This window comes from Rhodococcus sp. Z13, assembly GCF_025837095.1.
Lineage (GTDB): Bacteria > Actinomycetota > Actinomycetes > Mycobacteriales > Mycobacteriaceae > Rhodococcus > Rhodococcus sacchari.
In genome coordinates this window covers 4,249,583-4,261,762 of sequence record NZ_CP107551.1, presented here as the reverse complement: position 1 = coordinate 4,261,762, position 12,180 = coordinate 4,249,583, and the positions used below count along the sequence as shown (strand labels likewise).

Below are 12,180 nucleotides of genomic sequence, written 5' to 3'. Positions count from 1 at the left end.
TTACGCAGCATGGACGGTGCGGACACGAAGACCCAGAAGGTCGTCGATCGGACCGATGTGGTGATCGTGGGTTCCGGATTCGGAGCACTGGCCACTGCGAAGAAGCTCGCGAAGGCGGGCACCCCTTTCGTACTGATCTCGGAGACCACCGAGCACCTGTTCCAGCCGCTGCTGTACCAGGTCGCGACCGGTGTGCTCTCCCCCGGTGAGGTCGCGCCGTCGGTGCGTGCCATCCTCGCCGAGTACCCCAACGCCGACATCCGTCTCGGCCGTGTCGTCGACGTCCTGCCCGACGACAACACCGTCGTCTACGAGGCCGCGGGCGAGCGCCACACCCTCGGCTACAAGTACCTCGTCGCCGCGACCGGTGCGCGCCAGGCCTACTTCGGCCGCGACGAGTTCGCCGACCTGACCTTCGCGCTCAAGACCGTCGACGACGCCGACCGGCTGCGCCGCCAGATCGTGCGCTGCTTCGAGGAAGCCCACATCACCACCGACGCGGAGCGCCGGAAGAACCTGCTCAGCTTCATCGTCGTCGGTGCCGGCCCCACGGGCGTCGAGCTCGCCGGACAGATCAAGGAACTGGCGCAGCGCTACTTCGCCAAGTCCATCAGCGACATCAACGCCGACGACGTCACGGTCACCCTCGTCGAGGGCGCCGACAAGGTGCTGCCCCCGTTCGGTGGCAAGCTCAGCGAGTACACCAAGGAGTCTCTCGAGAAGAGCGGTGTCGACGTCGTGGTGAACACGATGGTCACCGACATCGACGAGCACGGCGCGACCCTGACGACGCCGACCACCGAGGAGACCCGCCGCCTCACCGCCGAGACCATCATCTGGTCCGCCGGTATCCAGGCCAACGACTTCGCCGGTGTCCTCGCCGAGCGCACCGGCTGCGAGGCCGTGCGCAGCGGCCGCCTGCTCGTCGACCCCGACTTCACCGTCGGCCGCTACGACAACATCTTCGCCATCGGGGACATGGTCACCCTCGACAACCTGCCCGCGCAGTCCCCCTTCGCGATGCAGGGCGGCCGCCACGTCGCGAAGATCATCACCGGCAAGGTCGCGCCCGGCACCCCCTTCCAGTACCGGGACAAGGGCAGCATGGCGATCATCAACCGGTTCCGCGCGATCACCCGCGTCGGCAAGATCGAGCTCACCGGTTTCATCGCCTGGGTCCTGTGGCTCGCCGTGCACCTCGTCTACCTGGTCGGCTTCCGCAACCGCTACATCGCCGTGATGTCCTGGTGCGGATCCTTCCTCGGCCACCGTCGCCCGCACTTCTACTACGCACAGGAGGCCGTACCGGTCGCCGCCGCGAAGGAGCCCGCGGCCGAGGCGGACGCCAAGAAGGAACCCGAAGGGGACGGCAAGGAGAAGGTCTCCGTCTCCGCCTGACGGCCCCGCAACGTCCACACGAAGGCCCCCGACCGCACCGGTCGGGGGCTTCGTCGTTCCCCGGTCCGACGGTTTCGGGGACGTCAACTCTGTGTATCGCCCCGCGGCTCGCCGAAAAGGACAGGTGCATAACGGGCACCGAAGGGGTATATATGTGCCAAGGGGTCGCTCACCCGTTTTGCACCTTCTGCACGGTGCCGGTGGCTGCCTCTCCCCGCCTTCCGAGAGGAGATCGAGATGTCGATCCGATCCACGTCCCAGATGGGTGCCGCACGCACCGATCGGTCCGCCGGCCGTCCGCGCCGCGTCGAACACGACGGTCCCTCGTACACCGAGGTCATCCACTCGCAGCTGTTCTCGAACTACCGGGCGCCGCGCGGCGACGCCAAGCACAGCGCCTGACCCGTCCGACCCATGTTTGCGGGGCTCTCGCCTGCGGCACACTGACCTCATGAGTGCATCCACAGCAGGCAAGAGCACCCGCATCGTTCTCGCATCGCGCCCCGACGGCGCGCCCACCCCGGACAACTTCCGCACCGAGGTGGTGGATCTGCCCGAAGTCGGCGACGGCCAGATCTCGCTCCGCGTGGTCTACCTGTCCCTCGACCCGTACATGCGCGGTCGGATGAGCACCGCGAAATCCTATGCCGCGCACGTCGAACTCGGTGACGTCATGGTCGGCGGCACCGTCGGGCAGGTGGTCGAATCCCGTTTCGACGGACTCGAACCCGGCGACTACGTTCTCGCCGGCGCGGGTTGGCAGTCGCATGCCGTCGTCGACGGATCGGCGGTGCGCCGACTCGACCCGGAGACCGCACCGATCTCCACGGCCCTCGGTGTGCTCGGAATGCCCGGATTCACAGCCTATTCCGGGCTGCTGAAGATCGGGCAGCCGAAGGAGGGCGAAACCGTCGTCGTCGCGGCCGCGACCGGACCGGTGGGCTCGGCGGTCGGGCAGATCGCGAAACTGAAGGGCGCTCGTGCCGTCGGTATCGCCGGTGGGTCGGAGAAGTGCCGTGCCCTGCTCGACGAGTTCGGTTTCGACGCCGCGATCGACCACCGCGACCCGGACTTCGCCGACAGGCTGGCGGAAGCGGTGCCCGACGGTATCGACGTGTACTTCGAGAACGTCGGGGGTCCGGTGCAGGAGGCCGTGTGGCCGCTGCTCAACACCTATGCGCGAATCCCGGTGTGCGGCCTGGTTGCCCAGTACAACGGCGCCGACCTGGACCGCAAGGACCGGCTCCCGGGGTTGTTCACGTCGATCCTCACCAAGAGCCTGACGATCCGCGGATTCATCCAGAGCGAGTTCGTGAAGGAGATGTACGGCGACTTCCTGCGCGACATGTCCGCCTGGGTGGGTGACGGGAAGGTGAAGTACCGCGAGGACGTCGTCGACGGGCTCGAGAACGCCCCCGCGGCCTTCATCGGACTGCTCGAAGGCAAGAACTTCGGGAAGCTGCTGGTGCGGGTCGCCGCGGAGTAGAAGCGTCTGCGTAGAAGTGCCGACGTAGAAGGGTCAGCGCCGGGGTGTGCCGGTGGACCACAGTGCCCACAGCATGAGCACGGGCTGGAAGAACAAGCGGATCAACCGCTTCCGGTCGGTGTCGAGACCGAACGCGTCGCGTCGTCCGAGGTACTGGGCGATGTTGCCGGGGAAGACCGCCGCGAAGAACAGGGCGGTGAGACGGCCGACACGCACCCGGTCGCGGTTCGCCACGGCCAGGCCGGCGCCGAGCATGATCTCGACGCCCCCGGACGCCATGACCACACCGTCCTTGTCCATCGGTACCCAGTCGGGCACCTGGGCCTGGAAATCCCTGCGCGCCCAGAACAGATGGCTCAACCCGGCGAAGACCAGGGCGGTGGCCAGCAGGTAGCGCGCGACGGTCCGGGCGGGGGTGGTCGGTGGGGGAGGTGCTTCGGTCGGGGCGGTGATCTCGACTTCGCTCATTCCACGAGCGTACGGACCGGACGGTGCTCGCGGCGGAAGTTCGCACCGCGAGCACCGTGCTCGCCGTCAGGCGATGCGTTCGAATACAGCGGCGAGGCCCTGGCCGCCGCCGATGCACATGGTCTCGAGACCGTAGCGACCTTCCCGGCGATCGAGTTCGCGCAGCAGCGTCGCGAGGATGCGGCCACCCGTGGCGCCCACGGGGTGTCCGAGCGAGATGCCGGAACCGTTGGGATTCAGGCGCGGATCGTCGGCTTCGATGCCCCACGAGCGGGTCACGGCGAGAGCCTGGGCGGCGAACGCCTCGTTGAGCTCGATGACGTCCATGTCGGCGAGGGTCAGGCCGAGTCGGTCGAGGGCCTTCTCGGTGGCCGGCACCGGGCCGATGCCCATGGTGCGAGGCGGGACACCCGCCACGGCCCAGCTCGCGAGACGGGCGAGCGGCCGCAGGCCGAGCTTCGCCGCCTTCTCGGCGGTGGTGACGATCGCGAGGGCGGCGCCGTCGTTCTGGCCGCTGGCGTTGCCGGCGGTGACGGTGGCATCGGGATCGACCTTGCCGCGGATGGGCCGCAGCTTCGCGAGGGACTCCATCGAGGTGTCGGCGCGGGGGTGCTCGTCGGTGTCGACGACCAGCGGATCACCCTTGCGCTGCGGCACGGTGACCGGCACGATCTCCTCCGCGAAGATCCCGTTCTTCTGTGCGGCGACGGCCCGCTGGTGCGACTGCACGGCGAGGGCGTCCTGATCCTCGCGGCTGATGGAGAACTCGGCGCGCAGGTTCTCGGCGGTCTCGATCATGCCGCCGGGCACCGGGTAGTCGCGGCCACCGGCGGTGACGCGGGCGCGGGCCAGGCGGTCGCTCAGGGCCACGGCCTCACCCTTGACGCCCCAGCGCATCCCGGTCGCGTAGAACTCGGCCTGGCTCATGGATTCGGCGCCGCCGGCGAGGATCAGGTCGCTGCCGCCGGTCTGCACCTGCATCACGGCCTGCAGGATCGCCTGCAGACCGGAACCGCAGCGACGATCGACCTGCAGTCCCGGAACATCCACGCCGAGACCGGCGTTGAGTGCGGCGACGCGGCCGAGGGCGGGTGCCTCACCGTTGGGGGAGGCCTGGCCGAGGAAGACGTCGTCGATGTCCGACGGTGCGATGCCGGTGCGGGCGACGAGTTCACGGATGACGGTAGCTGCGAGATCCTCCGGGGCGATGTCCTTCAGGACACCACCGAAACGTCCCACCGGGGTCCGGAGGGGTTCGCAGATCACTACGTCGGTCATGTGGGGTACCTCGTTCGGTCGTTCTATGAATGGGTCTGGGTGCGGGCGAGATCGGTGGAGATCGCCTCCGCGGTGGCGACGAGCGCCGGGACGAGCACCTCGCGCACGGTCTCGGCGCGGTAGCGGGCGGCGTGCGTCGACAGGTTCACCGATGCCACCACGGTTCCCGAGGCGTCACGGATGGGTGCGGCCAGCGACCGCAGTCCCTCCTCGAGTTCCTGGTCGACGATGCAGTAACCGTCGCGGCGCACCTTCGCGATCTCCGCGCGGAGTTCCTCGGCGGTGGTGACGGTGCGGCCGGTGATCGGCGCGAACTCGGCGCGCGCGAGGTAGGCGTGGAGTTCGTCGTCGGACAGGCCCGCGAGCAGCACGCGTCCCATCGACGTCGCGTAGGCGGGGAATCGGGTGCCGAGGGTGATGGTGACGGTCATGATGCGGTTGACCGGGACCCGGGCGACGTAGACGACGTCGTCGCGGTCGAGCACCGACACCGAGGTCGATTCCTTGACCTTCTCGGCGAGCGCCTCGAGATGTGGGCGTGCGACCTCGGGTAGGGTCAGCGCCGACAGGTAGCTGTAGCCGAGTTCGAGTACCCGTGGGGTGAGCCAGAACTGGGTTCCGTCGGTGCGGACGTAACCGAGTTCGACGAGGGTCAGCAGGAACCGGCGGGCGGTGGCGCGGGTCAGCCCGGTGGCGCGTGCGACGTCGGAGAGCGTCTGCCGCGGGGCGTGCGCACCGAAGGCCTTGATGACCGACAGGCCGCGCGCCAGCGACTGCACGTAGTCCGGAGACGCCGCGGGGTTCTCGGTCCCGTTCGCCGGTGTGGTGATCTCGGGGGTGCTCACGATTCACCGCTTCCTGCCGCGTCGGCCAGTGCCTGCCTGCCGAACGCGAACGCGCGATTGCTGTTGGGGACACCGGCGTAGACCGCGGTGTGCAGGAACACCTCGACGAGATCGTCGGGGTCGATCCCGGCCCGCAGGGCTGCGCGGATGTGCATGTCGAGTTCGTGTTCGTTGCCGACCGCGGTGAGGATCGCGAGGGTCAGCAACCGGCGGGTGCGGTGGTCGAGGCCCGGCCGCGCCCAGATGTCGCCCCATGCGGTGCGGGTGATGAAATCCTGGAACGGAAGGGTGAATTCGGTGGCCGATTCGAGGGACCGGTCGACGTGCGCGTCGCCGAGGACCGAGCGGCGCACCCGCAGGCCCTCCTCGAACGCGGCGGTCCGGTACTCCGACACCGGGGTGGCGCGCGAGATGTGTTCGCGGATCAGCTTGGTGACCCGACCGGCCTGCTCCACGTTGGCCAGGTGCGCACCCGGGTCGACGACATGGAAGGAGGCGTCGGCGATGCCGTCGGCGAGCACCTGCATCGTCGACGGCGGTGTGGCGGGGTCCTGTTCCCCGGCGATGACGAGGGTGGGGGCGACGATGCGGGCGAGGTCGGGGCGTCCGTCCCACGCGGCCAGGGCCTCGCAGCACGCGGCGTAGCCCTCGTCGGTGGTGCCCTCGACCATCTTCACGTGCCGGGCCACGAGATCCGGATCGTGTTCGGCGAGAGCGGGGGAGAACCACCGCGAGACGATGGATTCGGAGATGGAGGCCAGGCCGTCGCGGCGGACGGTGGCAGCGCGGTCGTGCCAGGGCTGCGCGGGTTGGAAGGCGGCCGAGGTGCACAGCAGGGTCAGGGTGCGGATGCGTTCCGGGTGGTGCGCGGCGAGCCACTGCCCGATCGCGCCGCCGAGCGACAGTCCGACGTAGTGCACGGCGTCGAGTTCGAGGGAGTCGAGCAGGGCGACGATGTCGTCGGCGAGTTCGCCGATGGTGTACGGACCTTCGGGTGCGGGCGAGTCGCCGTGACCCCGGTGGTCCACCGCCACGACGTGCCAGTCGGCGGACAGGGCATGGATCTGGGGCGCCCACATCGACAGGTCCGAGCCCAGCGACCCGAGGAACAGGACGGTGGGCCTGCTCGGGTCCCCGTGCCGTTCGTGGTGGAGTGCGACGGTCATGGCTTCTCTCCTGTGTGTCGGTCGTGGTGGGCGAGGACGCGGTCGGCGATGTCGGCGGCGTGGCCGAGATAGCGGGTGGGATCGAGCAACCGGCGGATCTCGTCCGGTGCGAGGTGCGCGGTGATGCCCGGTGCCTCGTCGAGAGGGACACCGGCGACGGCGGCCTCGGTGACGACGGCGCGGGCGTCCTCGGTGTGCTCGGCGAGCGCGGCGGTGACCTTCTCCGCGAGGATCGCGCCGCCGGTGAGGTCGAGATTGCGGGCGAGCGCGTCGGTGTGCACGTGCAGTCCGGCGAGGCTGTCCGAGAGCCGGTGTGCCGCCCCGCCGGTGAGCCGGAGCAGGTCGCACAGCGTCTCCCACTCGGCGTGCCAGGCGCCGGCGGCCCGCTGGAACTCGTGGTCGGTCGACGACAGGATCGTCGAGACGAGACCGGGGACGCGCCGGGCGGCGGCCCGGGCGGTGATCGCCGCGACGGGATTGCGCTTGTGCGGCATGGCCGACGAGCCGCCGGGTGCGTCCTCGGCGACCTCACCGAACTCGGTGCTCGCCATGAGTGCGATGTCGGTGGCCGGCTTGGCGACCGCACCGGCGGCGACTCCCAGGGTGGAGGCCAGGGTGGTGATCGGGTTGCGGGCGGTGTGCCAGGGTGCGACCGGCCGGGTCAGCCCGAGCTGATCGGCGAAGGTGTCGGCGAACGCCATGCCGTCGGGGTGCACCGCCGCGAGAGTGCCTGCGGCGCCACCGTACTGGGCCGGAAGGCGGGTCAGGACGCGTTCGAGGTCGTCGGCGGCGTCGTCGAGGGCGAGGAGCCAGGTCGCGGCGAGCGCCCCGAAGGTCGTGGGCAGGGCCTGCTGACCGAGGGTGCGCGCGACCATCGGGGTGTCGCGGTGGGTGGCGGCGAGGCGGGCGGCCGACGCCGCGGCGGATCGCAGGTAGGTCACCACGAGGATCCCGGCGCGACGCGCGAGGAGCACCAGCGCGGTGTCGAGGACGTCCTGGCTGGTCGCGCCGACGTGCACGGCGCGGGCGGGTGCGTCGGCGCGTTCGCGCAGCAGCGAGACCAGGGGGATGACCGCGTTGCCGCCGGCGGCGGAGCGGCGTCCGAGTTCGGCGGGGTCGAGTTCGTCGGCGAGCGCGGCTGCGGCCGCGGCCACGGCCTCGGCGTGCGCGTCGTCGACCCGGCCGAGGGCTGCGGCGGTGCGGGTGAGCGCGACCTCGACGTCGAGGAGGGCCTGGATCCAGGCCCGGTCGGAGAGGGCGGATCCCAGCTGTTCGGCGCCGAAGACCGGATCGAGGAGGGGCCCCCGAGTGCCGGTGTCGGTGGGTGAGGGAGACACGGACCTCCGATCCGGAAACGTTCGCCATATGGACGGGTGGACGCTATGCGAACAGGCTAGTGCGGGTCGCGTGCTCGCTGCAATGCCTCGACCACGTGTGTTCGCATTGCGGACGGGAGTTCACATCACGCACACTTGAGCGTATCGTGGCTCCCATGGACAAAGTCGTTGCCTCCGCCGCCGAGGCCGTAGCCGACATTCCCGACGGCGCCACCATTGCCGTCGGAGGGTTCGGCCTGGTCGGCATCCCCGAGATCCTCATCAACGCGCTGCTCGACCAGGGCGCCACCGACCTCGAGACCGTCAGCAACAACTGCGGTACCGACGGTTTCGGACTCGGGTTGCTGCTCGAGAAGGGCCGTATCCGGCGCACCATCTCGTCGTACGTCGGCTCCAACAAGGAATTCGCACGGCAGTACCTCGCCGGTGAACTCGAGGTGGAGCTGACCCCGCAGGGCACGCTCGCCGAACGGCTGCGCGCCGGCGGCGCGGGCATCCCGGCCTTCTACACCCCCGCCGGTGTCGGCACCGCCGTCGAGGAGGGTGGCCTCCCGCTGCGCTACGACGGCAAGGGCGGCATCGCACTCGCGTCCGAGCCGAAGGAGACCCGCGAGTTCGACGGGCAGACCTACGTCCTCGAACGCGGCATCGTCGCCGACTACGCCCTCGTCCACGCGTGGAAGGGCGACCGGCACGGCAACCTCGTCTACCGGGCCAGCGCCCGCAACTTCAATCCGCCGGCCGCGGCCTCGGCACGCATCACCATCGCGCAGGTCGAGCACCTCGTCGAGCCCGGCGAACTCGACCCCAACGAAATCCACACGCCCGGCATCCACGTGCAGCGTGTCGTACACGTCGGCCCCGTCGAGGTCGGCATCGAGAACCGGACGGTGCGTTCATGACCCAGGCAGTCGAGACCCAGACAGCGAAGAAGGGCCTGACCCGTCAGCAGATGGCGGCGCGCGTCGCCAAGGAGTTGCAGGACGGGCAGTACGTCAACCTCGGCATCGGCATGCCCACCCTCGTGCCGAACTACCTCGAGCCGGGTGTCGAGGTCATCCTGCACTCCGAGAACGGTGTGCTCGGCGTGGGCCCGTACCCCACCGAGGAAGAACTCGACCCCGAGCTGATCAACGCCGGCAAGGAGACCATCACCGCGATCCCCGGTGCCTCCTTCTTCGACTCCGCGCAGTCGTTCGGCATGATCCGCGGCGGCCAGATCGACGTCGCCGTCCTCGGCGCCATGCAGATCTCCGCCACGGGCGACATCGCCAACTGGATGGTCCCCGGCGCGATGGTCAAGGGCATGGGCGGCGCGATGGACCTCGTCCACGGCGCCAAGCGCGTCATCGTGATGATGGAGCACGTCACCAAGAAGGGCGAGCCGAAGATCCTCGAGGAGTGCACCCTGCCGCTCACCGGGAAACGGTGCGTGCAGCGCATCATCACCGACCTCGCGGTCATCGACGTCACCGACGAGGGCCTGAAGCTCGTCGAGACGGCGCCGGGCGTCACCGTCGAGGAGGTCGTCGAGGCGACCGCGGCGAAGCTGATCGTCTGATCCACCGACACAGGATCGGGGCCGCGTGCGGGAGTCGCACACGGCCCCGATCCCGTTTCCGGGAGCCGTCAGTCGTAGCTGTCGCTGTCGGCAGTGAGGTCCGGGCCGTCCTCCTCCGGCTCACCGCCCACCTCGGGAATCAGCTCGTAGCGGTGCCCGAACGACTCCACCAGCGCCTGCAGGATCGCGACCACCGGCACCGACACCAGAGCACCGACGGGACCGAACAGGGTGGCGCCGACGATCACCGATCCGAATGCCACCGCGGGATGGATGGCCACGGTGCGCGACGTGATGCGCGGGTGCAGCACGTAGTTCTCGACCTGCTGGTAGACGGTGCCGAACGCGATCACCCACACCCCGTCGAGCGGTTGCTGCACCGCGGCGATGAGCGCGGGCAGGCCGATCGCGAGATAGGTACCGAGCGTCGGGATGAACTGCGACACCACCCCGGTCCAGATCGCCAGGGGCAACCAGTACGGAACGCCGATGATCAACAGGAAGATTCCCGTGAAGATCGACGAGGCAGCGGCGAGGATCAGCCGGGAGACGACGTAACCACCGGCCTTGTCCACCGAGGTCTCCCACACGCTGGCGATCAGCTGCTGCTGCCGGGCCGGGAACCAGCTCGCGATCGTCCGGCGCATCTGCGGACCCTCGGCGGACATGTAGAAGACGAACAGCAGCATCGTCAGGATCTGGAACAGGGCACCGACCAGAGTGCTCAGGACGCCGAGCACACCGGGCGTGAACCGCTGCGCGAGGTCGCGAAGCGTGTCGGGGGTGATCTTCAGCAGCTCGTCCCCGGTCTTGAAGTTCGTGTCGAACGTGCGGTTCGCCCAGTCGGTCACGCGCGTGAGGGCATCCGGCAGGGTCGTGAGCAACTGGGCGATCTGTTCGAACAGAAGGGTGCCGAACACCGCGAAGAACCCGATGGTGAACAGGATCAGGGAGAACATCACCAGACCCGTCCCGGCGCCGCGGCGCATCCCGAACCGCTCGAGGCGGTCCACGATCGGTTCGATGGTGACGCTGAACAGCCACGCCAGGAACAGCAGCCCGAGGAAGCCCTTCAGATTGTGGAAGAGCCAGCCCGACATCTGGTAGAAGGCGACCGCCAGCAGGACACCGATGATCGTCGGCCGCAGCCAGCGAGGAGCCCGGGGACGTTCGGCGACAGTCGCACGTCGGGTCATCGCGCACCTCCCCGGTCGGAACGGCTCAGTCGAGAAATCTACTCGTCGGGCACGGCCGACGGACACGATCGACCCACCGGTACCGGGACGTGGGGACGGGGAGAAAAAAGACCGGCCCGGACTCGTCGAGTCCGGGCCGGTCGGTGGTAGCGGGGACAGGATTTGAACCTGCGACCTCTGGGTTATGAGCCCAGCGAGCTACCGAGCTGCTCCACCCCGCGTTGCATCTCCCACCATACACGACTCGCAGGGGTGCTCCGACCACCCCTCGTCCGGGCCACCCGATCGAGGGGAGGTTGTGCGCGTTTTCCGCAGTTCCGACGCACACGACCTCCCGCTCGTCTCATCCCTTCAGCTTCCACTCCGCCAGATCGATGGCCGTGGAGATCGCCTCGAGCAGCACCTCGATGCGTTCGGCGGGGCCGGGAGCGGTGAGCACGGCGTAGCGGTCCGCCTCACCCATCGGGATGTACCGCGCGAGCGCGAACAGACGCGCGCCGGGATCCTCGGGCAGTTCCGTCGTCGCCGGTGGCAGGGGCGCCCGGCCGGAAGTGAGACGGTCGAGCACCCCGTACAACCGGCCCATCGGCCCGGTGAGGCGGGAGAGGTCCACCGGACCGGACCCGCTGTCGGGCCAGGGCTCCACCTCCGCTCGCGGATAGGGATCGTCGGGCAGCCACCGCGTGACGCGGATGCGTTCCTCGGCAAGGCATTCGAGACCACGATGTCCGCGTCCGAGATCGGTCTCGAAGACGATGCGCGCGACCGTGCCGACGTCGTGCCGCTGTTCCCCGCCGCCGACCTCGTGACCGCGCGCGATGAGGACGACCCCGAAGCGGGGACCGTCGGGCGCGGCCATGCAGTCCTGGACCAGCTGCTGGTAGCGCGGTTCGAACACCCGCAACGGCAGGTCCGAGCCGGGAAGCAGAGCGGTGCCGAGCGGGAACATGGGCAGGATCGGCATCAAGGCATCCTCAGGCGCGGGGTCGGGGGATCGGGAAGCGGTTCGTCGCGTTCGAGTTCGGTGAGCAGATGGTCGGCCCAGGCGGACAGGCCGTCGATGTCGAGCCGGTACGGCGGTTCGTCCTCGTAGTGCCGCACCCGCGCCTGCCCCTGCTTCAGCAGCGACGCCGCGCCCGTGCGGTTGCCCCGGAGCAGATGGGTCAGTCCCACGGCGAGCTGGGCGAGACCCTGCCAGAGGGGGCGTTCCTCGGGCGGGGCCTTCTTCCACATCGCCTCGAAGACCTCGTGGGCATGGAACGGAAAGCCGTGGTCGAGGAGGCGTTGACCTTCGGCGATGGTCTCCTCGACGTCGAGATCGAGGTCTTCGGGAACCCGTTCGACGCCTTCCTCGCCCGGCGGCAGCGGACGCCCCAGGACGTCGCGCGGACGCGCGTTCTGCGGCCTGCCGTCGGGGGTGCGGTCCCGGTCCGTCATGTGCTCAG

Annotated in this window: 13 protein-coding genes and 1 tRNA gene; 5 read left to right on the top strand and 9 right to left on the bottom strand. The window is 69.3% G+C overall.

All coding sequences use genetic code 11. The features are described from left to right. Window positions 1-9 precede the first annotated feature (9 nt). The 3 genes from OED52_RS19455 to OED52_RS19445 all read left to right on the top strand — a co-directional run bounded on the left by OED52_RS19455 (window position 10) and on the right by OED52_RS19445 (window position 2,884). A complete protein-coding gene (locus OED52_RS19455) occupies window positions 10-1,398 on the top strand; it encodes an NAD(P)/FAD-dependent oxidoreductase (protein WP_264152456.1) in 1,389 nt (462 codons plus the stop codon). Window positions 1,399-1,635: 237 nt separating this feature from the next. Further along, window positions 1,636-1,800 carry a hypothetical protein gene (locus tag OED52_RS19450; protein WP_264152455.1) on the top strand — a complete coding sequence of 55 codons (165 nt, stop codon included), beginning with the start codon at window positions 1,636-1,638 and terminating at the stop codon, window positions 1,798-1,800. A 49-nt stretch (window positions 1,801-1,849) separates the two neighbouring features. Further along, entirely contained in the window at window positions 1,850-2,884 is a 1,035-nt protein-coding gene (locus OED52_RS19445; RefSeq protein WP_264152454.1) for an NADP-dependent oxidoreductase, read from the top strand. Window positions 2,885-2,917: 33 nt separating this feature from the next. Here the strand turns inward: OED52_RS19445 and OED52_RS19440 are convergent, their stop codons facing one another. The 5 genes from OED52_RS19440 to pcaB all read right to left on the bottom strand — a co-directional run bounded on the left by OED52_RS19440 (window position 2,918) and on the right by pcaB (window position 7,978). After that, window positions 2,918-3,352, bottom strand: a complete 435-nt coding sequence (locus OED52_RS19440) for a DoxX family protein (protein WP_264152453.1) — start codon at window positions 3,350-3,352, stop codon at window positions 2,918-2,920. Between the two features lie 66 nt (window positions 3,353-3,418). Next, window positions 3,419-4,630 (bottom strand): acetyl-CoA C-acetyltransferase, encoded by a 1,212-nt coding sequence (locus OED52_RS19435; RefSeq protein WP_264152452.1) that lies wholly within the window; start codon window positions 4,628-4,630, stop codon window positions 3,419-3,421. Between the two features lie 23 nt (window positions 4,631-4,653). Further along, on the bottom strand, window positions 4,654-5,475 hold the full coding sequence (locus OED52_RS19430) for an IclR family transcriptional regulator domain-containing protein (RefSeq protein ID WP_264152451.1): 822 nt from the start codon (window positions 5,473-5,475) through the stop codon (window positions 4,654-4,656). Continuing rightward, window positions 5,472-6,641 carry a bifunctional 3-oxoadipate enol-lactonase/4-carboxymuconolactone decarboxylase PcaDC gene (pcaDC, locus tag OED52_RS19425; protein ID WP_264152450.1) on the bottom strand — a complete coding sequence of 390 codons (1,170 nt, stop codon included), beginning with the start codon at window positions 6,639-6,641 and terminating at the stop codon, window positions 5,472-5,474. The genes OED52_RS19430 and pcaDC overlap by 4 nt, the downstream gene beginning before the upstream one ends. Then, window positions 6,638-7,978, bottom strand: a complete 1,341-nt coding sequence (gene pcaB, locus OED52_RS19420; protein ID WP_264152449.1) for a 3-carboxy-cis,cis-muconate cycloisomerase — start codon at window positions 7,976-7,978, stop codon at window positions 6,638-6,640. Before pcaB ends, pcaDC begins: the two co-directional genes overlap by 4 nt. Before the next feature lie 155 nt (window positions 7,979-8,133). Between pcaB and OED52_RS19415 the strand changes: the two genes are divergently transcribed. Together OED52_RS19415 and OED52_RS19410 are read left to right on the top strand one after the other, a co-directional pair. After that, window positions 8,134-8,880 carry a CoA transferase subunit A gene (locus OED52_RS19415; protein ID WP_264152448.1) on the top strand — a complete coding sequence of 249 codons (747 nt, stop codon included), beginning with the start codon at window positions 8,134-8,136 and terminating at the stop codon, window positions 8,878-8,880. Continuing rightward, window positions 8,877-9,539: a CoA transferase subunit B gene (locus OED52_RS19410; RefSeq protein ID WP_264152447.1), complete on the top strand. Its 663-nt coding sequence runs from the start codon at window positions 8,877-8,879 to the stop codon at window positions 9,537-9,539. Before OED52_RS19415 ends, OED52_RS19410 begins: the two co-directional genes overlap by 4 nt. Window positions 9,540-9,607: 68 nt before the next feature. Here OED52_RS19410 and OED52_RS19405 read toward each other — a convergent pair whose 3' ends face one another. The 4 genes from OED52_RS19405 to OED52_RS19390 form a co-directional block, all read right to left on the bottom strand. Then, the gene (locus OED52_RS19405) at window positions 9,608-10,735 is read right to left on the bottom strand and encodes an AI-2E family transporter (protein ID WP_264152446.1); all 1,128 of its coding nucleotides are present in this window, start codon (window positions 10,733-10,735) and stop codon (window positions 9,608-9,610) included. 144 nt (window positions 10,736-10,879) lie between these two features. Then, window positions 10,880-10,956: transfer RNA gene (locus OED52_RS19400), tRNA-Met, on the bottom strand. 122 nt (window positions 10,957-11,078) lie between these two features. Continuing rightward, window positions 11,079-11,699: an LON peptidase substrate-binding domain-containing protein gene (locus OED52_RS19395; RefSeq protein ID WP_264152445.1), complete on the bottom strand. Its 621-nt coding sequence runs from the start codon at window positions 11,697-11,699 to the stop codon at window positions 11,079-11,081. Continuing rightward, the gene (locus OED52_RS19390) at window positions 11,699-12,172 is read right to left on the bottom strand and encodes a DUF309 domain-containing protein (RefSeq protein WP_264152444.1); all 474 of its coding nucleotides are present in this window, start codon (window positions 12,170-12,172) and stop codon (window positions 11,699-11,701) included. Before OED52_RS19390 ends, OED52_RS19395 begins: the two co-directional genes overlap by 1 nt. Between the last annotated feature and the right edge of the window lie 8 nt (window positions 12,173-12,180).

Excerpts from the sequence above, each read along its gene's own strand:
- OED52_RS19455 (WP_264152456.1), top strand. The coding sequence starts at position 10 with ATGGACGGTGCGGACACGAAGACCCAGAAGGTCGTCGATCGGACCGAT.
- OED52_RS19450 (WP_264152455.1), top strand. The coding sequence starts at position 1,636 with ATGTCGATCCGATCCACGTCCCAGATGGGTGCCGCACGCACCGATCGG.
- OED52_RS19445 (WP_264152454.1), top strand. The coding sequence starts at position 1,850 with ATGAGTGCATCCACAGCAGGCAAGAGCACCCGCATCGTTCTCGCATCG.
- OED52_RS19440 (WP_264152453.1), bottom strand. The coding sequence starts at position 3,352 with ATGAGCGAAGTCGAGATCACCGCCCCGACCGAAGCACCTCCCCCACCG.
- OED52_RS19435 (WP_264152452.1), bottom strand. The coding sequence starts at position 4,630 with ATGACCGACGTAGTGATCTGCGAACCCCTCCGGACCCCGGTGGGACGT.
- pcaDC (WP_264152450.1), bottom strand. The coding sequence starts at position 6,641 with ATGACCGTCGCACTCCACCACGAACGGCACGGGGACCCGAGCAGGCCC.
- OED52_RS19415 (WP_264152448.1), top strand. The coding sequence starts at position 8,134 with ATGGACAAAGTCGTTGCCTCCGCCGCCGAGGCCGTAGCCGACATTCCC.
- OED52_RS19410 (WP_264152447.1), top strand. The coding sequence starts at position 8,877 with ATGACCCAGGCAGTCGAGACCCAGACAGCGAAGAAGGGCCTGACCCGT.
- OED52_RS19405 (WP_264152446.1), bottom strand. The coding sequence starts at position 10,735 with ATGACCCGACGTGCGACTGTCGCCGAACGTCCCCGGGCTCCTCGCTGG.
- OED52_RS19395 (WP_264152445.1), bottom strand. The coding sequence starts at position 11,699 with ATGCCGATCCTGCCCATGTTCCCGCTCGGCACCGCTCTGCTTCCCGGC.
- OED52_RS19390 (WP_264152444.1), bottom strand. The coding sequence starts at position 12,172 with ATGACGGACCGGGACCGCACCCCCGACGGCAGGCCGCAGAACGCGCGT.